The 20,923-nt window shown below is 64.8% G+C and carries 26 protein-coding genes; 13 read left to right on the plus strand and 13 right to left on the minus strand.

Annotation, left to right across the window (positions count from 1 at the left end; all coding sequences use genetic code 11):
• Nucleotides 1-109: 109 nt before the first annotated feature.
• The 3 genes from EPK82_RS04965 to rhtA all read left to right on the plus strand — a co-directional run bounded on the left by EPK82_RS04965 (nt 110) and on the right by rhtA (nt 2,001).
• Entirely contained in the window at nt 110-658 is a 549-nt protein-coding gene (locus EPK82_RS04965) for an exonuclease domain-containing protein (RefSeq protein WP_037051877.1), read from the plus strand.
• Between the two features lie 139 nt (nt 659-797).
• The gene (gene ppnP, locus EPK82_RS04970; protein ID WP_037051876.1) at nt 798-1,079 is read left to right on the plus strand and encodes a pyrimidine/purine nucleoside phosphorylase; all 282 of its coding nucleotides are present in this window, start codon (nt 798-800) and stop codon (nt 1,077-1,079) included.
• Nucleotides 1,080-1,149: 70 nt separating this feature from the next.
• Nucleotides 1,150-2,001, plus strand: a complete 852-nt coding sequence (gene rhtA, locus EPK82_RS04975; protein ID WP_134675937.1) for a threonine/homoserine exporter RhtA — start codon at nt 1,150-1,152, stop codon at nt 1,999-2,001.
• On the opposite strand, the gene EPK82_RS04980 is transcribed toward rhtA, so the two are convergent.
• From EPK82_RS04980 to EPK82_RS05000, 5 genes are all read right to left on the minus strand, one after another.
• The gene (locus EPK82_RS04980; protein ID WP_037051874.1) at nt 1,998-3,755 is read right to left on the minus strand and encodes an ABC transporter transmembrane domain-containing protein; all 1,758 of its coding nucleotides are present in this window, start codon (nt 3,753-3,755) and stop codon (nt 1,998-2,000) included. The genes rhtA and EPK82_RS04980 overlap by 4 nt on opposite strands.
• 8 nt (nt 3,756-3,763) lie before the next feature.
• Nucleotides 3,764-3,949: a DoxX-like family protein gene (locus tag EPK82_RS25185; RefSeq protein ID WP_394346183.1), complete on the minus strand. Its 186-nt coding sequence runs from the start codon at nt 3,947-3,949 to the stop codon at nt 3,764-3,766.
• Between the two features lie 200 nt (nt 3,950-4,149).
• Nucleotides 4,150-4,584: a thiol-disulfide oxidoreductase DCC family protein gene (locus tag EPK82_RS04990; RefSeq protein ID WP_037051873.1), complete on the minus strand. Its 435-nt coding sequence runs from the start codon at nt 4,582-4,584 to the stop codon at nt 4,150-4,152.
• Nucleotides 4,581-5,171, minus strand: a complete 591-nt coding sequence (locus EPK82_RS04995; RefSeq protein ID WP_134675938.1) for a DUF1287 domain-containing protein — start codon at nt 5,169-5,171, stop codon at nt 4,581-4,583. Before EPK82_RS04995 ends, EPK82_RS04990 begins: the two co-directional genes overlap by 4 nt.
• A gap of 9 nt (nt 5,172-5,180) precedes the next feature.
• Nucleotides 5,181-6,296: an ATP-NAD kinase family protein gene (locus tag EPK82_RS05000; RefSeq protein WP_134675939.1), complete on the minus strand. Its 1,116-nt coding sequence runs from the start codon at nt 6,294-6,296 to the stop codon at nt 5,181-5,183.
• A gap of 147 nt (nt 6,297-6,443) precedes the next feature.
• Here EPK82_RS05000 and EPK82_RS24740 point away from each other — a divergent pair, with 147 nt between their 5' ends.
• Nucleotides 6,444-6,617, plus strand: a complete 174-nt coding sequence (locus tag EPK82_RS24740) for a PA1571 family protein (RefSeq protein WP_167494325.1) — start codon at nt 6,444-6,446, stop codon at nt 6,615-6,617.
• Between the two features lie 37 nt (nt 6,618-6,654).
• On the opposite strand, the gene msrB is transcribed toward EPK82_RS24740, so the two are convergent.
• Nucleotides 6,655-7,050, minus strand: coding sequence for a peptide-methionine (R)-S-oxide reductase MsrB (gene msrB, locus EPK82_RS05005; protein WP_037051870.1), 396 nt, complete (start codon nt 7,048-7,050; stop codon nt 6,655-6,657).
• Between the two features lie 280 nt (nt 7,051-7,330).
• On the opposite strand from msrB, the gene EPK82_RS05010 reads away from it, so the two are divergent.
• The 3 genes from EPK82_RS05010 (at nt 7,331) to htpX (ending at nt 9,961) form a co-directional block, all read left to right on the plus strand.
• Nucleotides 7,331-8,542, plus strand: a complete 1,212-nt coding sequence (locus EPK82_RS05010) for a pyridoxal phosphate-dependent aminotransferase (RefSeq protein ID WP_134675940.1) — start codon at nt 7,331-7,333, stop codon at nt 8,540-8,542.
• A 6-nt stretch (nt 8,543-8,548) separates the two neighbouring features.
• On the plus strand, nt 8,549-8,995 hold the full coding sequence (locus EPK82_RS05015; RefSeq protein WP_037051868.1) for a hypothetical protein: 447 nt from the start codon (nt 8,549-8,551) through the stop codon (nt 8,993-8,995).
• Nucleotides 8,996-9,088: 93 nt separating this feature from the next.
• Nucleotides 9,089-9,961, plus strand: a complete 873-nt coding sequence (htpX, locus tag EPK82_RS05020) for a protease HtpX (protein ID WP_037051867.1) — start codon at nt 9,089-9,091, stop codon at nt 9,959-9,961.
• 58 nt (nt 9,962-10,019) lie between these two features.
• Here htpX and EPK82_RS05025 read toward each other — a convergent pair whose 3' ends face one another.
• Nucleotides 10,020-10,676 (minus strand): thiopurine S-methyltransferase, encoded by a 657-nt coding sequence (locus tag EPK82_RS05025; RefSeq protein WP_134675941.1) that lies wholly within the window; start codon nt 10,674-10,676, stop codon nt 10,020-10,022.
• A 105-nt stretch (nt 10,677-10,781) separates the two neighbouring features.
• Between EPK82_RS05025 and EPK82_RS05030 the strand changes: the two genes are divergently transcribed.
• Nucleotides 10,782-11,549, plus strand: a complete 768-nt coding sequence (locus EPK82_RS05030; RefSeq protein ID WP_134675942.1) for a DODA-type extradiol aromatic ring-opening family dioxygenase — start codon at nt 10,782-10,784, stop codon at nt 11,547-11,549.
• Here the strand turns inward: EPK82_RS05030 and EPK82_RS05035 are convergent.
• Complete coding sequence (locus EPK82_RS05035) at nt 11,546-12,130, minus strand: TetR/AcrR family transcriptional regulator (protein ID WP_037051864.1); 585 nt, start codon at nt 12,128-12,130, stop codon at nt 11,546-11,548. The two genes, EPK82_RS05030 and EPK82_RS05035, sit on opposite strands and share 4 nt — an antisense overlap.
• A 104-nt stretch (nt 12,131-12,234) precedes the next feature.
• Between EPK82_RS05035 and EPK82_RS05040 the strand changes: the two genes are divergently transcribed.
• A complete protein-coding gene (locus EPK82_RS05040) occupies nt 12,235-12,672 on the plus strand; it encodes a hotdog fold domain-containing protein (protein WP_134675943.1) in 438 nt (145 codons plus the stop codon).
• A 39-nt stretch (nt 12,673-12,711) separates the two neighbouring features.
• Here EPK82_RS05040 and EPK82_RS05045 read toward each other — a convergent pair whose 3' ends face one another.
• Together EPK82_RS05045 and sohB are read right to left on the minus strand one after the other, a co-directional pair.
• On the minus strand, nt 12,712-13,701 hold the full coding sequence (locus EPK82_RS05045) for a YhdH/YhfP family quinone oxidoreductase (protein WP_037051862.1): 990 nt from the start codon (nt 13,699-13,701) through the stop codon (nt 12,712-12,714).
• 48 nt (nt 13,702-13,749) lie between these two features.
• Nucleotides 13,750-14,769, minus strand: coding sequence for a protease SohB (sohB, locus tag EPK82_RS05050; RefSeq protein ID WP_037051861.1), 1,020 nt, complete (start codon nt 14,767-14,769; stop codon nt 13,750-13,752).
• A 199-nt stretch (nt 14,770-14,968) separates the two neighbouring features.
• On the opposite strand from sohB, the gene EPK82_RS05055 reads away from it, so the two are divergent.
• The 4 genes from EPK82_RS05055 (at nt 14,969) to EPK82_RS05070 (ending at nt 18,173) form a co-directional block, all read left to right on the plus strand.
• Nucleotides 14,969-15,667, plus strand: a complete 699-nt coding sequence (locus tag EPK82_RS05055; RefSeq protein WP_037051860.1) for a histidine phosphatase family protein — start codon at nt 14,969-14,971, stop codon at nt 15,665-15,667.
• A 57-nt stretch (nt 15,668-15,724) separates the two neighbouring features.
• Nucleotides 15,725-16,036: an SCP2 sterol-binding domain-containing protein gene (locus tag EPK82_RS05060; RefSeq protein ID WP_037051859.1), complete on the plus strand. Its 312-nt coding sequence runs from the start codon at nt 15,725-15,727 to the stop codon at nt 16,034-16,036.
• Between the two features lie 285 nt (nt 16,037-16,321).
• Nucleotides 16,322-17,389: a phosphotransferase family protein gene (locus EPK82_RS05065; RefSeq protein ID WP_037051858.1), complete on the plus strand. Its 1,068-nt coding sequence runs from the start codon at nt 16,322-16,324 to the stop codon at nt 17,387-17,389.
• Nucleotides 17,390-17,405: 16 nt separating this feature from the next.
• The gene (locus EPK82_RS05070) at nt 17,406-18,173 is read left to right on the plus strand and encodes an SDR family oxidoreductase (protein ID WP_037051857.1); all 768 of its coding nucleotides are present in this window, start codon (nt 17,406-17,408) and stop codon (nt 18,171-18,173) included.
• A 79-nt stretch (nt 18,174-18,252) separates the two neighbouring features.
• Here the strand turns inward: EPK82_RS05070 and EPK82_RS05075 are convergent, their stop codons facing one another.
• From EPK82_RS05075 to EPK82_RS05085, 3 genes are all read right to left on the minus strand, one after another.
• Entirely contained in the window at nt 18,253-19,047 is a 795-nt protein-coding gene (locus EPK82_RS05075; protein WP_037051856.1) for an ABC transporter permease, read from the minus strand.
• A complete protein-coding gene (locus EPK82_RS05080; RefSeq protein WP_037051855.1) occupies nt 19,044-19,976 on the minus strand; it encodes an ABC transporter ATP-binding protein in 933 nt (310 codons plus the stop codon). The genes EPK82_RS05075 and EPK82_RS05080 overlap by 4 nt, the downstream gene beginning before the upstream one ends.
• A gap of 280 nt (nt 19,977-20,256) precedes the next feature.
• Nucleotides 20,257-20,919 carry a transglutaminase-like domain-containing protein gene (locus EPK82_RS05085; protein ID WP_134675944.1) on the minus strand — a complete coding sequence of 221 codons (663 nt, stop codon included), beginning with the start codon at nt 20,917-20,919 and terminating at the stop codon, nt 20,257-20,259.
• Nucleotides 20,920-20,923 lie beyond the last annotated feature (4 nt).

The raw sequence follows: 20,923 nt of genomic DNA on the forward strand, positions 1-20,923 counted from the left end.
CTGCGGACATAGGCGGCAGAGCCTAACACGACGTTTGCCCTCGCCGGAAAGCCCTTCCATACTGCCAGCGGACCCGCTCGAACCGGGCATCGGACGCTAAGGAGTGCCAATGGGACATTGGTTGGTCATCGACCTGGAAGCCACGACCGACGAAGGCGGCTGGCCGGTGGAGGAAATGGAAATCATCGAGATCGGTGCCAGCCTGGTCGGAGCGGACGGCCATGAACGCGACCACTTCCAGCGCATCGTCAGGCCGCAACGACGCCCCTGCCTGACCGATTTCTGCCGCCAGCTCACCCACATCACCCAGGCGGACGTCGACAGCGCGGCGCCACTGCCCCAGGTCTGGGCGCAGTTCGAGCGCTGGCTGACGCAGCATGCGCCGCGCCTGGTCGGCTGGAGCAGCTGGGGCGACTACGACCGCCGCCAGCTGCACCAGGAATGGCGCCAGCACCAACTCCTCAGCCTGCTCGCCGACGTGCCCCACCTGAACCTCAAGCAGGCCTTCGCCAAGGCCCGCCAGCTGCAGCGCCCGGTAGGCCTGCACAGCGCCCTGCAACTGGCCGGCATGCAGTTTCAGGGGCAGCAGCACCGTGCGCTCGAGGATGCCCGCAACACCGCTCGCCTGCTGCCGCTGGTACTGCCCATCAAAGGGTGATGACGAAAAAAAGGCGCTTGGGCATACTGGCGCCCCTTTTGTGGCCATGCCCGCCGTGGCGGCCTGCCTTCGGGGCGGCGCCAGGCGACGTTGCAAATGGCTCCCAACAGTTTGTCCACCCACTTCCGAGGAATCGCAGATGTTCAAGGTCAACGAGTACTTCGACGGCACCGTCAAATCCATCGGCTTCAGCATGGCTGAAGGCCCGGCCACCCTCGGCGTCATGGCCCCGGGCGAATACGAGTTCGGTACCAGTCAGTTGGAAGTGATGCACGTCGTGGCCGGCGCCCTGACCGTCAAGCTGCCGGGCACCGACAGCTGGACCACCTTCGAGGCCGGCAGCCAGTTCACCGTCGAGGCCAACAGCAAGTTCCAGCTGAAGGTCGCCGTGGATACCGCGTACCTCTGCGAATACCGCTAAGCCGCAAGCCTCATGAAGAACCGGCCCCTGCGGCCGGTTTTTTCGTTGAACAGCACCAGGACACAGCCTCATGCCCCGCCCCGCCCTCCTTGTCCCCATCGCCCTGCTCGTGGTGGCCATGACCTCGATCCAGAGCGGCGCATCGCTGGCCAAGAACCTGTTCCCCCTGGTCGGCGCCGAAGGCACCACGGCCCTGCGCCTGGTGCTTGGCGCGATCATCCTGTCGCTGGTGATGCAGCCCTGGCGCGCCAGGCTCGACCTGCGCAAGTGTCACGCCCTGCTCGCCTACGGCCTGGCCCTCGGCGGCATGAACCTGTTGTTCTACATGTCGCTGCAGAGCATTCCGCTGGGCATCGCCGTCGCCCTGGAGTTCACCGGGCCACTGGCCCTGGCGCTGTTCTCGTCGCGACGCCTGCTGGATTTCGTCTGGGTGATCCTGGCCATCGCCGGCCTGTGGCTGCTGCTGCCCACCGGCGCGACGCAGAGCGCCATCGACCCGCTCGGCGCGGCCTTGGCACTTGGCGCCGGGGTGTGCTGGTCGCTGTACATCATCTTCGGCCAGAAAGCCGGCGCGCAGCATGGCCGTCATACTGTCGCGCTGGGCACCTGGGTCGCCGCATTGCTGGTCCTGCCGGTCGGCCTCTGGCACGCCGGCGGCGACCTGTTCGACCTCGGCCTGCTGCCCATCGCCCTCGGCGTGGCGGTGATGTCATCGGCGCTGCCGTACAGCCTGGAAATGATCGCCCTGACACGCATGCCCGCGCGCACCTTCAGCGTGCTGATGAGCCTGGAACCGGCGATAGCCGCGCTCTGTGGCCTGATCTTCCTCGGCGAGAAGCTGCTCTGGGGGCAGTGGCTGGCCGTGGCGGCGATCATCGTCGCCTCAACCGGCGCCGCAGCCACCATCAAGCCGCAGCGCTAACTGCCGAACTGCAGCTCTGCCAGACGCGCATACAGCGCGCTGCTGTCGATCAGCTCGGCATGCCGGCCAATGGCGGCCAGACGCCCGCGCTCGATCACCGCGATGCGGTCGGCCTGCTTCACCGTGGCCAGACGATGGGCGATCACCAGGGTCGTGCGCCCGGCCATCAGCGACGGCAACGCCTGCTGGATCAGGTGCTCGCTTTCGGCGTCCAGCGCACTGGTCGCCTCGTCCAGCAGCAAGATCGGCGCATCGGCGAGCAAGGCGCGGGCAATCGCCAGGCGCTGGCGCTGCCCACCGGACAAGCCCAGCCCCGCCTCGCCCAGATGAGTCTGGTAGCCCTGCGGCAGACGCTGGATGAACTCGTGCGCATGCGCGGCGCGCGCAGCGGCCTCGACCTCGGCCTGACTCGCATCCAGGCGACCATAGCGGATGTTGTCTTCGATCGAGCCGTAGAACAGCGCCGGATTCTGCGACACCAGCGCGAAGCAGGCACGCAGCTCACGTGGATCGAGCTGATCGATCGGCACCCCGTCGATGAGGATGCGGCCTTGCTGCGGGTCGAAGAAGCGCAACAGCAGATCGAACAGGGTCGACTTGCCGGCCCCGGAGGGGCCCACCAGCGCCAGCGTCTCGCCTGCGGCCACCTGCAGGTCGACGCCATCGATGGCATAGCTGTCCGCACGTGACGGATAGGCGAAGCGCACCCCCTGCAACTCGATGCGCCCCTGCACTGGCCGCTGCAGCGGCTGCGGCCGTTCCGGCGCCACGATGGCGTTGCGCGAACGCAGCAGCTCGCCGATGCGCTCGGCCGCCCCGGCTGCACGCTGCAGCTCGCCGATCACCTCGCTCAGCGTACCGAAGGACGAGCCGACGATCAGGCTGTAGAACACGAAGGCCGCCAACTCGCCACCGGAAATGCGCCCGGCGATGACATCCATGCCGCCGACCCAGAGCATCACCCCCACCGCGCCGAGCACCAGCACGATCACCACCGTGATCAGCCAGGAGCGCTGGGCGATGCGCTTGCGCGCGACATCGAAGGCCGCCTCGGCGGACTCGCCGAAACGCCGCTTGTCTTCATCCTGGTGGTTATAGGCCTGCACGGTCTTGATCTGCCCCAGCACCTCGCCGACGTAGCTGCCGACGTCGGCCACGCGATCCTGACTCTGCCGCGACAGCGCCCGCACGCGCCGGCCGAACAGCAGGATGGGCGCCACCACCAGCGGCAAGGCCAGCAGCACGATGCCGCTGAGCTTGGGGTTGGTGACCACCAGCAGGATGCTGCCGCCGATGAGCATGATCAGGTTGCGCAGCGCCATCGACAGCGATGAACCGATCACCGATTGCAGCAAGGTGGTGTCGGCGGTCAGTCGCGACTGGATCTCCGAACTGCGGTTGCTCTCGTAGAAACCGGGGTGCAGCTCGATCAGGTGATCGAACACCCGCCGGCGGATGTCGGCGACCACCCGTTCACCGATCCACGACACCAGGTAGAACCGCGTGTAGGTGCCGAACGCCAGTGCCAGCACCAGCACGAAGAACAGCAGCAGGGAATGCCGCAACGCGGCCGGTGACTGCGTGGCCAGGCCCTGGTCCACCAGCAGCTTGATGCCCTGGCCCATGGACAGGGTGATGGCCGCCGTGAACAACAGCGCCAGCAGTGCACCCAGCACGCGGCCGCGATACGGCGCGATGAAGCGCCAGGCCAGGCGGACGGCGCCACGCTGGCGAGAAGAAAGCATCGATGTCATGACAGGTCTCAGGAGTCAGCAGCCGAGGGCGCTTCGGCCAGCCAGGCCACTGCGCACAAGGCCAGCGCAGCCAGGTTGGTGGAAAGCGGGTTGAACGCCTGAAGCAACAGATGGGGACTGAACAGCGCAACATCAAGCCGCAGCACCAGCAATACCGCGACAGCAACCCGCAGCAGCCAGCGCCGGCGACGCATCGTCAGCAGAACGATACCCGGAGTATTTCCCCCACGCCGGCGATGCGGGCGATCAGCTCCGGCGCGAACAGCGGGTGCTGCGGGCGCCCATGGGCACCAATCATCGCCACCTCGTCAGGACTGAGCCAGAGGATCTTCGGCGCCAGCCGATGCCAGATGAACGCCAGCGCCAGGGCCAGGCGATCCGCGCCAGACGCGGCTCAGTCATGCAGGAAGCGTTCGCCATGGTCGGCCTTGGGCAGCAGGCAGACGTCATGCCGACCGAACAGGCGGTAGCGATTCAGCGCGATCCGGTCATAGCACCAGTCACGCAGCGGCCTGGGCACCAGGCGCAGCCAGCTCAACCCGCGCCACGGCCAGGGCAGCCTGGCGAGAATGCGCAGCAGCGCGGAGGAACGCAGGTGCAAGCCCTGCTCGTCGATCAGCGCCATGCTGTCGAAGTGATCGGTCGGCAGGCCGTACCAGGCCAGCAGCGCCTGACCCTGTGCGGACTGCACCGAGGCCAGACGAAAGCGTCGTTCGGGGTCATGCCGGATGAGAAACTTCGCCCAGCCGTTGCACAGCTTGCAGACGCCGTCGAACAGCACGACGCGCTCTCCAGCGGCCAGCCCCGGCGGCAGATTCGACTGCGTCATCGCGCGGCACTCGCCTGTTGCGCCTGCGGGCGATAATGGCCGGTGATCCGGAAGGCGAACAGGATGTCCTCCTCCTGCGTGCCACGGCCGATGTTGTGCAGCACCAGTGGCACGCCGTCCGGTGCCCGACGGTCGCTGACGATGCCGATATGGGTGAGGCCACGCCCCAGATCCCAGGTGACGATGTCACCGGCCGCGTAGGCGGCTGGCTCCTGGCTGACCGGCAGGGACCAGCCCTGGCGCGCGAACCAGGTCATCAGGTTCGGCACGCGGCGATGGTCGATGTTGCTGTCCGCCCGCTTAAGCCCCCAGTGCTGCGGATACACCGCAAAGTTGCCGCGCATGTCGCGGTGCACCGCCTCCTGCAGGTCCAGCCCCTGCTCACGCAACGCCCGGATCACCACATCGGTGCAGACCCCGGTGGCCATGGGCACGTCGCCGCCCGGGTAGCTCAGGCGCCGGTACGCCGGGTCATAGCTCAGGGTCACACCCACCTGCTTGCGCGCATCCAGCACCAGCCGGTCGGCCTCGATGGCTTGCGCGGCGAACGCCAGCGACCAGGCCAGCAGCAGCATCACTACCCGCATTTCGATCTCCTATCGACTCAGGGGATAAAGCAATTCTTCCTTGTAGCCTGCCCAGACCCGCACGGCATCGGGAAAGGCGTCGTCCAGCGTCACGTCGCCGCTGTCGACGAGCAGCGGACGGCCTTCCAGCGTCGCCAGCTTGCGCTTGGTGGCGACCACCCGCAGGCGCTCCAGGCCGACTTCGCGCAGCACGCGCGGGCTGATCTGCTGATTGCCACGGCCGATGACATGCCCCTGGCCGCCGATGGCGGTCACCAGGATGTAGGCGGGATGGCCAGCGACCAAGGCGAACAGTTCGGCCTCGTTGACGTCGCGGGCGATCACCTGACCATTCTCGATCACGTCGACGCCCAGCAAGGTTGTTTCCAGCCCCAGGTTCTGCGCCAGGCCGTGCAGGGTCGAACCGGGGCCGAACACATAGCGCACGCCCAACTCCCACTCCGCTTCCAGCCAGGCAGCAAGGTCGGCCAGCACCAGCTCCTCGGACTCCATGCCGCCCTGCTTGACCGCCTGCACATAGCCGCCCTCCTGCGGCACGCACAGTTCGCCGTACCAGCGCGCGGTAACGCGCCCTTCACGCAGGGCGCTCTCGTCGATATCGCGCACCTCGCCACTGGCCAGGCGCACCAGGCCGCCCTCCACCAGGCGAGCGGTCAACTCGCCCGCCGCGCGCGGGCTGATGGCATAGACCCCGGACTGGATCTTCACCCCGGCCGGGATGCCCAGCACCGGCTGCCCGTCTCGCACCACCGCGCAGACATCGCGCGCCGTCCCGTCACCCCCGGCGAAGAGGATCAGCGCCACACCGGCATCCTGCAGTTGCTGCACGGCGCGCCGGGTATCCTCGGCAGTGGTCGGCTGCGCACCCAGCGAGCCCAGCAGGCGGTGCTCGAAGCCCATCTGCGCCAGCAGATCACCGCCCATGGCACCGGGATAGGTGACGAACTCGATACGCTCATGCAAGCCCTGCAGCTGTTCGAGCGCGGTACGCGTACGCTGCGCCGCCTTGGCCTCGACACCCAGCGCCAGCGCCTGCTCGGCCATGCCATCGCTGCCCTTGAACGCAGCCGGACCGCCAAGCCCGGCCAATGGATTGATGATCAGCCCAACATGAAAACGCGACATGTATTCCTCGTTCCACGCAGGCTGGCACGCAGCCTGCAGTACCACTTTCGCACTGTGTTTCGTGACGGAATTCCGCCGTCGCAGCTGTCACCGCGCCTTCATCTGGACTTCCTAGAATGGCGCGCATCACTGATCAGGAGACAGGCCATGAGCTTGCACGACAACGCCGCCCAACACCCCGACACATCGGCCCGGCAGCTGCCGGTCGGGGGCTTCGTCATCGACGCCGAAGGCCGCGAAGTGCCCATCACCGAAGACATGATCCAGCGCGCCTGCAGCGAACTGGAAGAGAACCACCAGGCCAGCGACAAGCCGGATTGAATCGCACGCCAGACAGGATCGAGCCTGGCGCGCAGGCTCAATCGCGCGGTACCAGCTTCAGCGACAGCGAGTTGATGCAGTAACGCAGCCCGGTAGGCCGTGGCCCATCGGGAAACACATGCCCCAGATGGGCATCGCACTTGGCGCACTTGACCTCGATGCGATGCATGCCGTGGCTGAAATCGTCGACGCTGGCGACCACCTCGTCGTTGACCGGCTGGAAATAGCTCGGCCAGCCACTGCCGGAATCGTACTTGGCAGCGGAATCGAACAGCGCCTCGCCGCAGCAGGCGCAATGGTAGATACCCGGCGTCTTGCTGTCATGGTACTCGCCAGTGAACGGCCGCTCCGTGCCCCCCAGGCGGCACACGTGAAATTGCTCCTGCGACAGCTCTTCGCGCCAGGTTTCCAGGGATTTGTCGACTTTATCCACGGGCTGCTTTCCTCCTCGACGATCAGGTGAACGGTGGCGACGGTGAATCTTCGTGATCGCGGCCAGTCCAGGCGCAGTCCGCACGGCACTGCCGCCATCCTCCGCCTCGTTGCCAGGGTAGCAGGCATGAAAAAAGCCCGACTGGTACCTTTGCCGCGATCAGGTCGCCACGTATGATTCGACCCCAGTCTGTCACCCACGTTACAGGCTGCCAAGACTCACCCACGGGGAATCTCGGCAGCCTGAGCCGGTGGGTTCTTCATAGATCGGGATCCCATACATGCAGGTCAGCAAATCGAACAAGCTCGCCAACGTCTGCTACGACATCCGCGGGCCCGTGCTCAAGCACGCCAAACGCCTGGAAGAGGAAGGCCACCGCATCCTCAAGCTGAACATCGGCAACCCGGCACCGTTCGGTTTCGAAGCACCGGAAGAGATCCTTCAGGACGTCATCCGCAACCTGCCGACCGCACAGGGCTACAGCGACTCCAAGGGGCTGTTCAGCGCGCGCAAGGCGGTGATGCAGTACTACCAGCAGAAGCAGGTCGAAGGCGTCTCCATCGAGGACATCTACCTCGGCAACGGCGTCTCCGAACTGATCGTCATGGCCATGCAGGCCCTGCTCAACAACGGTGACGAAGTGCTGATCCCGGCGCCCGACTACCCGCTGTGGACCGCCGCCGTGGCGCTGTCCGGCGGCAAGCCGGTGCACTACCTGTGCGACGAACAGGCCGGCTGGTTCCCCGACATCGCCGACATGCGCGCCAAGATCACCCCGAACACCAAGGCGCTGGTGCTGATCAACCCGAACAACCCGACCGGCGCGGTGTATTCGCGGGAAGTCCTGCAGGACATCGTCGAACTGGCCCGCCAGAACAACCTGGTGATCTTCTCCGACGAGATCTACGACAAGATTCTCTACGACGAAGCCGTGCACATCAGCACCGCCTCGCTGGCACCGGACGTGCTCTGCCTGACCTTCAACGGCCTGTCCAAGAGCTACCGCGTGGCGGGCTTCCGCTCCGGCTGGGTGGCCATCTCCGGGCCCAAGCAGCGGGCACAGAGCTACATCGAGGGGCTCGACATCCTGGCCAACATGCGCCTGTGCGCCAACGTGCCGAGCCAGCATGCGATCCAGACCGCCCTCGGCGGCTACCAGAGCATCAACGACCTGGTACTGCCCAACGGCCGTCTGCTGGAACAGCGCAACCGCGCCTGGGAGCTGCTCAACGACATCCCCGGCGTCAGTTGCGTCAAGCCCATGGGCGCGCTGTACGCGTTCCCGAAGATCGACCCCAAGGTCTGCCCGATCCACAACGACGAGAAGTTCGTCCTCGACCTGCTGCTCTCGGAAAAGCTGCTGATCGTGCAGGGCACCGCCTTCAACTGGCCCTGGCCCGACCACTTCCGCGTGGTCACCCTGCCCCGTGTCGACGACCTGGAGCAGGCCATCGGCCGCATCGGCAACTTCCTCAAGGGCTACAGCCAGTAAACCGGCATGGACCTGCAGATAGACGATTTCTACAAGGACGCGGCCAGCGGCCTGCTCATGCTCTACCAGGCCTTCCCGCGCAAGATGGCGCTGTACGTGGAAGACCTGATAGGGCGTGAGGAGCCGGACGAGTTCGGCCTGCCCAGCAAACGCCATCAGGCCTGTCTCGGCGCACTGCTGTGGCTGGCCGAGGAAGGCTACCTGCGCTTCGAGTCGACCATCGCCTATGACGCGCTGGATCAGGCGGTGCTGACCGAGAAAGGCTTCCTGCGCCTGTCGCGCTCCATTCCCCACGCCCTGCGCGAAGGCGAAGTGCTGCCGCCGAGCGTGCGCCGCGTGCACGCAACGCTGGCCTTCCAGCTGCGCGAAGCCCTGGCGCAGCGCCACGGCGAGCGCACCGCACGGCTGACTCGCCTGCTGTTCGAGAGCACGCTGCACGGCCAAGAGACATAGTTTGAAATAGTCGCCGGTTGAAAGCCCCGGGGGCGCGCCCTTATATAGCCCGCATTACTCGTACGTCTTTCCCGTGAGGAGTCCGTTCACACCATGATGCGCATTATGTTGTTCCTGGCCACCAACCTGGCGGTCCTGGTTATCGCCAGCATCACTCTCAAACTGCTGGGCGTCGACCGCTTCACTGGCCAGAACCACGGCAGCCTGCTGATCTTCTGCGCCGTGTTCGGCTTCGCCGGCTCGCTGGTCTCGCTGTTCCTCTCCAAGTGGATGGCGAAGATGAGCACCGGCACGCAGATCATCACCCAGCCGCGCACCCGCCACGAACAGTGGCTGCTGCAGACCGTCGAGGAGCTGTCCCGCGAAGCCGGCATCAAGATGCCGGAAGTCGGCATCTTCCCGGCCTACGAGTCCAACGCCTTCGCCACCGGCTGGAACAAGAACGATGCGCTGGTCGCCGTCAGCCAGGGCCTGCTCGAGCGTTTCTCGCCGGATGAAGTACGCGCGGTGCTGGCCCACGAGATCGGCCACGTCGCCAACGGCGACATGGTCACCCTGGCGCTGATCCAGGGCGTGGTGAACACCTTCGTCATGTTCTTCGCACGCATCTTCGGCAACTTCGTCGACAAGGCGATCCTGAAGAACGAGGAAGGTCACGGCATCGGCTATTTCGTCGCGACCATCTTCGCCGAACTGGTACTGGGCATCCTGGCCAGCATCATCGTCATGTGGTTCTCGCGCAAGCGCGAGTACAAGGCCGACGAAGCCGGCGCCCGCCTGGCCGGTACCGGCGCGATGATCGCCGCCCTGCAGCGCCTGCGTGCCGAACAGGGCGTGCCGGTGCAGATGCCCGACAGCCTCACCGCCTTCGGCATCAACGGCGGCCTGAAGAATGGCCTCGCCGGCCTGCTGATGAGCCACCCGCCGCTGGAAGACCGCATCGAGGCGCTGCGCCGCCTCGGCTGATCGACAGCCGCAAAAGAAAAGGCGACCCCAGGGTCGCCTTTTTCATGCCGCGGCCGAATCAGCGCCGCGTGAGGTGGAACACTACCTCGTCCACTGCCTCGAGCTGGTTCTCGCTGAAGCGCGGATTGCCGCTCAGCACATCCTTGCGTTCGACTTCCTGCAGCGCCCAGCCCCCGCTGAAGAGGCGCTCGGCCTCGGCATCCTCGACCGAGAATGGCGGGCCATCCATGCGCTGCTGGTCGTAGACCAGGGTCACCAGCAGCCCCTGACAGGCAGCCGGCAATATCGCCTGCAGGTGCGCGGCGTAGCGCTCGCGCATCTCGGCCGGCAAGGCGATCAGCGCCGCACGGTCATAGAACGCCTGGCAGCCGGCAACGTCCTCGCCAGTCAGGGCGAAGAAATCGCCACAGAGAATCTGCAGGTTGCCGGCGGCATAGACCTTGTACGCACCGCGTTGCGATATCTGCGGCTGCACATCGCGCTCGGCGAAGAAATCCTGCACGGCGCGCTCGGCCAGCTCCACGCCGATCACCGCATGCCCCTGCTCCGCCAGCCAGGCCAGGTCGAGGCTCTTGCCGCACAGCGGCACCAGCACCGTCGCCTGCGCCGGCAACTCCAGGGCAGACCAGTGACGACGCAGGTAGCCGTTGACCTTCTCCTGGTGAAAACCAATCTGGCTACGCGCCCAACGATCCTGCCAGAACGCCTCGTGCATCAGAAACCCTCCATGAAATTCGATAGGAATACTCAATAATTTATACTGGAAGTCGATACATCCAGCACCGAAGATGGCCACATCCTACTTCAGGAGCCAACTTCCATGCTGCCTTCCCTGTACATTTCCCACGGTTCCCCCATGCTCGCCCTGGAGCCCGGCGCCAGCGGCCCGGCACTGGCGCGCCTGGCCAGCGAACTGCCGCGGCCGCAGGCCATCCTGGTGGTCTCGGCGCACTGGGAAAGCCGGCGTCTGCTGCTCACGGCGGCTGAACGACCGGAAACCTGGCACGACTTTGGTGGCTTTCCCGCGGCGCTCTACGCCGTGCAATACCCGGCACCCGGTGCTCCGCAGCTGGCCGAGGCGATCGCCCGGCAACTGAATGCCGCCGGCCTGCCTGCCGAGCTGGACGCACGTCGCCCCTTCGACCATGGCGCCTGGGTCCCGCTGTCACTGATGTATCCGGACGCGGACATCCCGCTGCTGCAACTGTCGCTGCCCAGCCAGCTCGGCCCCGAGCTGCAGACGCGCGTGGGCCGAGCGCTGGCGAGCTTGCGCGAGCAAGGCATACTGCTGATCGGCTCCGGCAGCATCACCCACAATCTCGGCGAACTGGACTGGCGGGCCGGGCCAGATGTCGTCACGCCCTGGGCCAAGGCGTTTCGCGACTGGATGGTGGAGCAACTCGAAGCCGGGGACGAGCAGGCGCTGCACCACTACCGCCAGCGGGCGCCAAGCGCCGTGCGCAACCACCCCAGCGAAGAGCACCTGCTACCGCTGTTCTTCGCCCGTGGCGCTGGCGGCAGCTTCTCCGTGGCGCACACAGGCTTCACCTACGGCGCACTGGGCATGGACATCTATCGCTTCGACTAGCCGCCGTTCCTCACGCTGTCCCAGGCGATCTGCGCCAGCAGCTCACGGCAATCGCGCAGCTCGCTGCGGGTCCGCCCAGCCAGCCAGTTGCGCGCCAGGTCCTGCGTCGGGCCGATCACCACCGAGGCGAAGCAGTCATCCGGCAATGCCTTGAACAGCCCCTGCTGACGGTATTCGGCCAGCGCCGCGAAAATCTGCGCGAAGTGCTCACGGTTGGCCTCGCGCAGCGCATCCCCCATCTCCCCCGCCTCGACCCGGCTGCGGCTGTGCAGAATGAAGCGCGCCCAGTCCGGGTTGGCCACCACCCAGTCGATGTAGCTGGTCACCAGCAGCCTGACGCAGGCCTCGGCGCTGTCTGCGCTGGCGAAACCGCGTTGCAGCATTTGCGCGTACTGCGCGGTGCCGCTCATGTACAGCGCAGCGATGATCCGCTCCTTGTTGCCGAAGTGGTGGTACAGGCTGCCGATGCTCGCACCGGAGCGGTCACGGATCATCTCGATGGTGGTGCCATCGACCCCCTGCTCGGTGACGCAGGCCAGTGCGGCCTGGAGGATTTCGTCTTTGCGTGATGGACGGGCCATGCCGCTCCTTGATGACTAGAATATTTTTCTAGAATAATTTTCCAACGCTCGTATACTGCCTCGGCGCGCGCTCATCTTCAATCGCAGATACGCAGGAGAGAGTCATGAGTCAGATGTTGCAGATGTTCCAGCAGGCCGGCGCTGCCCAGTTCAGCGCGATGATCGGCCAGGTCGCCCCCTACTTCGCCAGCATCGCCCCGCAGATGGTCGAGTTGCGCCCCGGCTACGCCGAGGTGCATTTCGCCAAGCGTCGCGAAGTGCTGAACCATATCGGTACGGTGCACGCCATCGCCCTGTGCAACGCGGCGGAACTGGCCGCCGGCAGCATGACCGATGCCTCGATTGCCAGCGGTTGCCGCTGGATTCCCAAGGGCATGACGGTGGAATACCTGGCCAAGGCCGATGGCGACATCCGCACGGTGGCCGACGGCAGCGCGGTGGACTGGAGCCAGACCGGCGACATCAGCGTGCCGGTGATGGCCTACGTCGGCGACAAGCCGGTGTTCCGCGCCGAGATCACCATGTACGTCAGCCAGGCCTGAAAACACGAGGCCCGTCATCGACGGGCCTCGTGCCTGCATTCAGTCCAGCCGCACCAGGATACGACCGACCATGCCGCCGGAGAGTATGCGCTCGATGGCTGCCGGCAACTCCGCCAGGCCAATTTCCTGGCACAGCGGCGCAAGGTCGAGCTTCCACTGCAGCGAGAGCTTGTCCCACATCGACGCCTTGACCACCAGTGGCAGCTCCACCGAGTCCACGCCCAGCAGGTTGACCCCACGCAGGATGAACGGCAGCACGTTGGCCTGGAAGCCAACGCCGGCCGTCAGACCGCAGCAGGCCACACTGGCGCTGTGACGCAGCGACTTGACCACGTTGAACAGAATCTCGCCGCCCACGGTGTCCACCGCACCGGCCCAGCGCTCCTTGAGCAGCGGACGCTCCCCGCCCTGCTGCAGCTCCTCGCGGCTGACGATCTCGTCGGCCCCGAGCCCACGCAGGAAATCACCCTGCTCGGCCTTGCCGGTTGCGGCGGCGACCCGGTAGCCCAGTTGCTTGAGCAGCACCACGGCAATGCTGCCAACGCCGCCCGTGGCGCCGGTGACCAGCACGGTGCCGGCCTCGGGAACCACACCGGCCTGCTCCAGCTTGTCCACGCACAGCGCGGCGGTCAGTCCGGCGGTGCCGAGGATCATCGCCTCGCGCAACGGCAAGCCCTGCGGGCGCTTGATCGCCCAGGCAGCCGGCACGCGGATGTACTGGCCAAAACCGCCCGCCGTGTTCATGCCCAGGTCGTAGCCGGTGACGATCACCTCGTCGCCCACCGCGAACTCGGCCACGCCGGACGCCTCGACCACCCCGGCGGCGTCGATCCCCGGCGTATGCGGATACGCCTTGGTGACACCACGGTTGCCGCTGGCGGACAGTGCATCCTTGTAGTTGAGCGAGGAGTAGCGCACCCGGATCAACAGCTCGCCCTGCGGCAACTGTTCGACGTTGCGCCCGACCACTTCACGCTTGAAGGCGCCAGTGGCGTCTTCGCTGACCAGCAAGGCCTTGAACTCAGTCATCACCCTCTCCTCTTGTCATTGTTCGCGCTGTACGCCGTACACGAAGCGCTACCAGAAACGCTGCTGATTGAGACGACTCAACCAGGTCAGGACGAAGCGGTCCAGCGCCATGCTGGCAGCCAGGCCGACGCGCTCCTGCAGACTCTTCTTCTGAGCGAAGTGCAGATGGAACAGTTCAGCCTCGGCGGCACGCTCGGCCAGGTACTGGTCGCTGGTCTTCAGCTCATCCACCAGCAACCGCTCCTGCGCCGCCATGCCCAGCCAGACCTCGCCGGTGGCGATGGCATCGATGTCCAGTTGCGGGCGATAGCGCGCGACGAAGCCCTTGAACAGCTCATGCGTGGTTTCCAGGTCTTCCTGGAACTTCTCCCGGCCTTTCTCGGTGTTCTCGCCGAATACGGTCAGCGTACGCTTGTATTCGCCGGCGGTGAGCACTTCGAAGTCGATCTCGTGCTTCTTCAGCAGGCGGTGCACGTTCGGCAACTGCGCCACCACGCCGATGGAGCCGAGGATGGCGAACGGCGCGCTGAGGATCTTCCCGCCGATGCAGGCCATCATGTAGCCGCCGCTGGCCGCCACCTTGTCCACGCATACCGTCAGCGGGATACCGGCATCGCGGATACGCACCAGTTGCGAGGACGCCAGGCCGTAGCTGTGCACCATGCCACCCCCGCTTTCCAGGCGCAGCACCACCTCGTCATCGGCCTTGGCCATCGACAGCAGCGCCGTGACCTCGTGGCGCAGGTTCTCGGTGGCCGATGCCTTGATGTCGCCATCGAAGTCGAGCACGAACACCCGCGCCTTGCTCGACGGTGCCTTCTTCTCCTGCTTGGCTGCCTTGGCCTCGGCCTTGCGCACGGTCTTGAGCTGATCCTTCGACAGCACGCTGTGCTCGAGACGCTCGCGCAGGTCCTTGTAGAAATCGTTGAGCTTCTGCACCTGCAACTGGCCGTTGCCGCGTCGCCCCTTGCCGCGCGTAGCAGCCACCACCAGCAACACCGCGACGATGGCGACCAGCACGGTCAGGGTCTTCGCCAGAAAGCTGGCGTACTCGCTAAGAAACTCCACGGATCCCCCTTGGGTAATACAGCGGCGCCTGGGCGCACAAAGGCCCAAGCATACCGGCGCGGCAACGGGTCGGCCAAGCGCGATGGCGGTTCAGGAATGCCATACAAGCATTTCAAACAAGCGTATGTTTTTTCATTGACAGCCCCCGAGCTTCCTCATAACCTCGCGAAACCTTCAACGTGCCGAGACCGATACGGACGTGGGCAGCATTTACCTGATTCGACATGGCCAGGCTTCATTCGGTGCAGACGACTACGATGTCCTGTCTCCCGTCGGTGTACGCCAGGCCGAAGTGCTGGGCGAGCACCTCGAGCAGCTCGGCATCGCCTTCGATCGCTGCGTCAGCGGCAGTCTGCGCCGCCAGCAGCATACGGCCACGTCGGCCCTGCAGCGCATGAGCAGTGCCCCGGCACTGGACATCGACGACGCCTTCAACGAGTTCGATGCCGACGCGGTGATCCGCAGCCTGCTGCCCGATCTGCTGCCCGAAGAACCCGAGGCGCTGCACATCCTGCGCAACGGCGCACAGAACCGTGCCGAGTTCCAGCGCCTGTTCGCCAAGCTGATCCAGCGCTGGGTATCGGGCGAGCACGACACGCCCGAGCTGCAAAGCTGGCAGGCCTATGTCGAGCAGGTCGCCGGCGGCCTGCAGCGAATTCTCGAACAGGCCCACAGCAAACAGAACATCGCCATCTTCACGTCCGGCGGCACCATCACCGCCCTGCTGCGCCTGATCACCGGCGTACCGGCAGAGAAGGCCTTCGAACTGAACTGGCAAATCGTCAACACCTCGCTCAGCCTGCTGAAATTCCGCGGCAGCGAGGTAAGTCTGGCTTCCTTCAACAGCCATGTGCATTTACAGCTGCTGAAGGCGCCGGAGCTCATCACCTACCGTTGAGCTCCAGCCCACTGCGGCCATCAGGCTGCGCGAAAAACCCGAGAAAAGGATAAGACCATGAGCGTTGCTGACATCGTCCAAACCATGCAATCCAAGTTCAACGCCAGCGCCGCTGCGGGCCTGGATCTGGTATTCCAGTTCAACATCGAAGATGGCGAGAACTACGCGCTGATCGTCAAGGATGGCACCTGCGCCATCGAACAAGGCGACAACCCGAACGCCAACGTGACCCTGATCATGGACAGCGAAACCCTCAAGGGCATCGTCAGCGGCGAAACCGACGGCATGCAGGCCTTCATGGCTGGCAAGCTGCGCGCCGAAGGCGACATGATGCTGGCGATGAAGCTGGGCGAACTGTTCCCGGTCTGATCGGCGAGCCGAGCGCAAGACACGAAAACCGGAGTCCTGGACTCCGGTTTTTTATTGCCCGGCATCCTCTGCGGACTGCCGCCAGGCGACGTCAGAAGCGTTCTCCTGAAATTTTTTCCACACCGGTGCACTGGCGAATGGCTCAGCGCGAAGATGACTGATCAGGCAGTTTGATCGTGGTGCAACACGCCCGCCTATAACGGCGCGTATTGCTTGTGACAGCCTGAGCGCAGCATTAGATTAGCCAATTATCTAGGGCACCCATCATAAGTAGAAGGGATAAGCATGGCGCTCACTGACCAGTCCACCCGTATCCGCTCAGGCGAAGAGCTCGACGCCAGCGTCATCGACGCCTACCTCAAGGCCAACATTCCCGGCCTGAGCGGCGAAGCCAGGATCAGCCAGTTCCCTGGCGGCGCTTCCAACCTGACCTACCTGATCGAGTACCCGCAGCAGGAGTTCGTCCTGCGCCGTCCGCCGTTCGGCCACAAGGCCAAGTCGGCGCACGACATGGGCCGCGAGTACCGCATCCTCAACCAGCTCAACGCAGGTTTCCCCTACTGCCCCAAAGCCTATGTGCACTGCACCGACGACGCGGTGATCGGCGCCGAGTTCTACGTCATGGAGCGCGTCAAGGGCATCATCCTGCGCTCCGAGATGCCGGCCGAGCTGAACTTCACCCCGGAGCAGACCAGTGCCCTGTGCAAGAGCTTCATCGACAAGCTGGTGGAGCTGCACAACGTCGATTACAACGCCTGCGGCCTGGGTGACCTGGGCAAGCCCGAGGGTTACGTCGAGCGTCAGATCAAGGGCTGGAGCGATCGCTACGAGAAAGCCCTGACCCCGGATGCGCCGACCTGGGAACCGGTCAAGGCCTGGCTGAACGACAAGATGCCGGCCGACCATCACAAGCCGGGCATCGTGCACAACGACTACCGCTTCGACAACGTCATCCTCGACCCGAACAACCCGATGCAGATCATCGGCGTGCTCGACTGGGAAATGACCACCATCGGCGACCCGCTGATGGACCTGGGCAACACCCTGGCCTACTGGATCGAAGCCGGCGACCCGGCGCCGGTGCAGCTGATGCGCCGCCAACCGAGCAACGCCCCCGGCATGCTCACCCGCCAGCAGTTCGTCGACTACTACGCCGAGCAGGCCGGCATCGAGATCAACAGCTTCGATTTCTACTACACCTACGGCCTGTTCCGCCTGGCCGGCATCGTGCAGCAGATCTACTACCGCTTCTATCACGGCCAGACCCAGGACAAGCGCTTCGCCCAGTTCATCCACATGAACAAGCTGCTGGAACAGATGTGCCTGCAGGTCATCGGCAAATCCACTCTCTAACCCCGGGGTAACCACCATGTCCAAGACCCAACTGTTCGATCTCGACGGCAAGATCGCCTTCGTCTCCGGCGCCAGCCGTGGCATCGGCGAGGCCATCGCCAAGCTGCTGGCCCAGCAAGGTGCCCACGTGATCGTCTCCAGCCGCAAGATCGAAGGCTGCCAGGCCGTGGCCGACGCCATCGTCGCGGAAGGTGGCAAGGCCACCGCGATCGCCTGCCACATCGGCGAGATGGAGCAGATCACCAGCGTCTTCGCGCAGATCAAGGAGCAGTTCGGTCGCCTCGACATCCTGGTCAACAACGCCGCCACCAACCCGCAGTTCTGCAATGTGCTGGACACCGACCTGGGTGCCTTCCAGAAGACCGTGGACGTGAACATCCGTGGCTACTACTTCATGTCCATCGAAGGCGGCAAGCTGATGAAGGAGAACGGGGGTGGCAGCATCATCAATGTCGCCTCGATCAACGGTGTCTCCCCCGGCGAGTTCCAGGGCATCTACTCGGTGACCAAGGCTGCGGTGATCAGCATGACCAAGGTGTTCGCCAAGGAGTGCGCGCAGTTCGGCATTCGCTGCAACGCGCTGCTGCCGGGCCTGACCGACACCAAGTTCGCCTCGGCGCTGACCAAGAACGACGCCATCCTCAAGCACGCCCTGCAGCGCATCCCGCTCAAGCGTGTGGCCGACCCGAGCGAGATGGCCGGCGCCGTGCTGTACCTGGCCAGCGAAGCCTCCAGCTACACCACCGGTGTGGCCCTCAACGTGGACGGTGGCTTCCTCTCCTGAGGCCCTGGCCAGAATGAAAAAGGCACCCGATGGGTGCCTTTTTCGTTTCAGGACGACCAGCCACACGCACGAACCGGTTTCACTGACGCATCCCGCGACCACTGACCAGCAGGCGGATGCACAGCGTGTAGAGCGCCGCGGTGGCCAGCAGCATGAAACCGATGGCCACGCCGATACGGATGTCCGACACCCCGAGGATGCCGTAGCGGAAGGCGTTGACCATGTGCAGGATCGGGTTGCCCAGCGAGACCGCCTGCCAGAACGGCGGCAGCAGGGTGATGGAATAGAACACCCCGCCCAGATAGGTCAGCGGCGTCAGCACGAAGGTCGGAATGATCGAGATGTCGTCGAAGTTGCGTGCGTACACCGCATTGACGAAGCCACCGAGGGAGAAGATGGTCGCCGTCAGCAGCACCACCAGCACGGTCACGCCGAGGTGATGCACCTGCAGGTGGGTGAAGAACAGCGACAGCATGGTGACGATCACGCCCACCGCCAGCCCGCGCAGCACACCCCCGACGACGAAGCCGATGAGGATGGTGTGCGGCGATACCGGCGACACCAGCAGCTCCTCGACGTTGCGCTGGAACTTGCTGCCGAAGAAGCTCGACACCACGTTGCCGTAGCTGTTGGTGATCACCGACATCATGATCAGCCCCGGGACGATGTACTCCATGTAGGTGAAACCGCCCATGTCGCCGATCTGCCGGCCGATCAGATTGCCGAAGATGACGAAGTACAGAACCATGGTGATCGCCGGCGGCAGCAGGGTCTGCGGCCAGATGCGCAGGAAGCGCCGCACCTCGCGGTGGACGATGGTACGCAGGGCCACCAGGTTGGCGGCGAATTCGCTGTTGAGGTACTGGGTATTCATTGCGCCACCTTGGCCAGGTTCTTTTCCACCAGGGAGACGAACAGCTCCTCCAGGCGATTGGTCTTGTTGCGCAGGCTGAGCACCTGCACCTGCTGCTGCGCCAGTTGCTGGAACAGGGCATTGAGGCCCTGGCTCTTCTCCACCTGCACCTCCAGGGTGTGGTGGTCGAGCAGGCGCGCCGGGTAGCCGACCAGGTCAGGCGCCTCGCGGTAGGAGTCCTGCAGGTCGAGCAGGAAGGTCTCGACGTGCAGCTTCTTCAGCAGGTCCTTCATGCTGCTCAGCTCGACGATGCGACCATGGTCGATGATGCCGATGTTGCGGCACAGCTGCTCGGCCTCCTCCAGATAGTGGGTGGTGAGGATGATGGTGATGCCCTGCTTGTTCAGGTCGGTGAGGAAGCTCCACATCGAGCGACGCAACTCGATGTCCACCCCGGCGGTGGGCTCGTCGAGGATCAGCAGGCGCGGCTGATGCACCAGCGCGCGGGCGATCATCAGGCGCCGTTTCATGCCACCGGACAGCTCGCGCGAGGCGACATCACGCTTCTCCCACAACCCGAGCTGGGTCAGGTACTGCTCGGCACGCTCCTTGGCGATGGAGCGCGGAATGCCGTAGTAGCCGGCCTGGGTGACGACGATGTCGAACACCTTCTCGAACTGGTTGAAGTTGAATTCCTGCGGCACCACGCCCAGACAGCGCTTGAGCGCATAGGGCTCGCGGTCGAGGTCGTGGCCGAACACATTGACCGTACCGCTGCTCTTGTTCACCAGCGTGGAGAGAATGCCGATGGTGGTGGACTTGCCGGCGCCGTTGGGTCCGAGCAAGGCGAAGAAGTCTCCCTCGGCGACGTCCAGATCGATGCCGTGCAGGGCCTGGAAGCCGTTTCCGTAGGTCTTGGTCAACTGGCGAATGGTCAGGGCGGAGCTCATGTAGATGGGGTTTCCCGCGCGAGTGAGGTCATTGAAGGCAGCTCTGAAAACATGGACGAAGCAGTCAGCACGATACCGACGGCGGCCCTGCGAGAACAGGCGAAAAGCGCTCGCAGCCGCGCTGCAGATCAGCCGGGCCAGCAAAGCGTTTTCAGAGATGCCTTGTTGATGAGGGCGAAGAGGCGTGATTGCAACCAGGTGTTTCCGCTCTTCGCAGGCATGCACCCTACCGACCCTGGCGTGCGGAGAAAAGGCCGTCGTGACGATCTTGACTATCGACTCAGTCGATAACGCCCGCCTCGCGCTGCATGTCGCCGCTGGGTTGCTGCGCGCCCGGCTCGAACAGATGTGGGTAGCAGTGGCGCAGATGGCCGAAGAACAGCTGCTCGGGCAGGTCCTCGAACTGGCCGTGGTCCTGCAGGTATTCCATGTAGCGCTCGCCCTGCTCGTTGTAGGGGTGGAAGACGCTGTCACAGGTACCGTCGAACGCCAGCGGCGCCACCCTGAACACCCGGCATAGCGCCTCGTTGAACGCAGGCGTGGCCTTGACCCAGCGACCATCGAGGTACAGCTCGGTATAGCCATGCATGGCGAACACCTCGCTGCGCAACAGCTCCAGCAGACGCGGGGTGGACAGGTGATTGCGCACGTCGGCCAGGCCGATGCGCGCTGGAATGCCGCAGTGCCGGGCGCAGGCCGCGAGCAGGATGGCCTTCGGCACGCAATAGGACTCCCCCGCCAGCAACGCATGGCTGGCCTTCAGCGTCTGTGCATCGAGGCTGAAGGCATAGGGGTTGTAGCGAATCTCGTCACGCACGGCGAGATAGAGTGCGACAACCTGACTGCGCGGTTCTCGTGACGCACCACGGTAACGTTCGGCGAACTCGATTACCCTCGGGTGGTCACTGTCAATGAAGCGGCCGGGACGTAGGTAGGTCTGCATGGGG

Origin of the sequence: Ectopseudomonas khazarica (assembly GCF_004521985.1) — a bacterium.
Classification (GTDB): Bacteria; Pseudomonadota; Gammaproteobacteria; order Pseudomonadales; family Pseudomonadaceae; genus Aquipseudomonas; species Aquipseudomonas khazarica.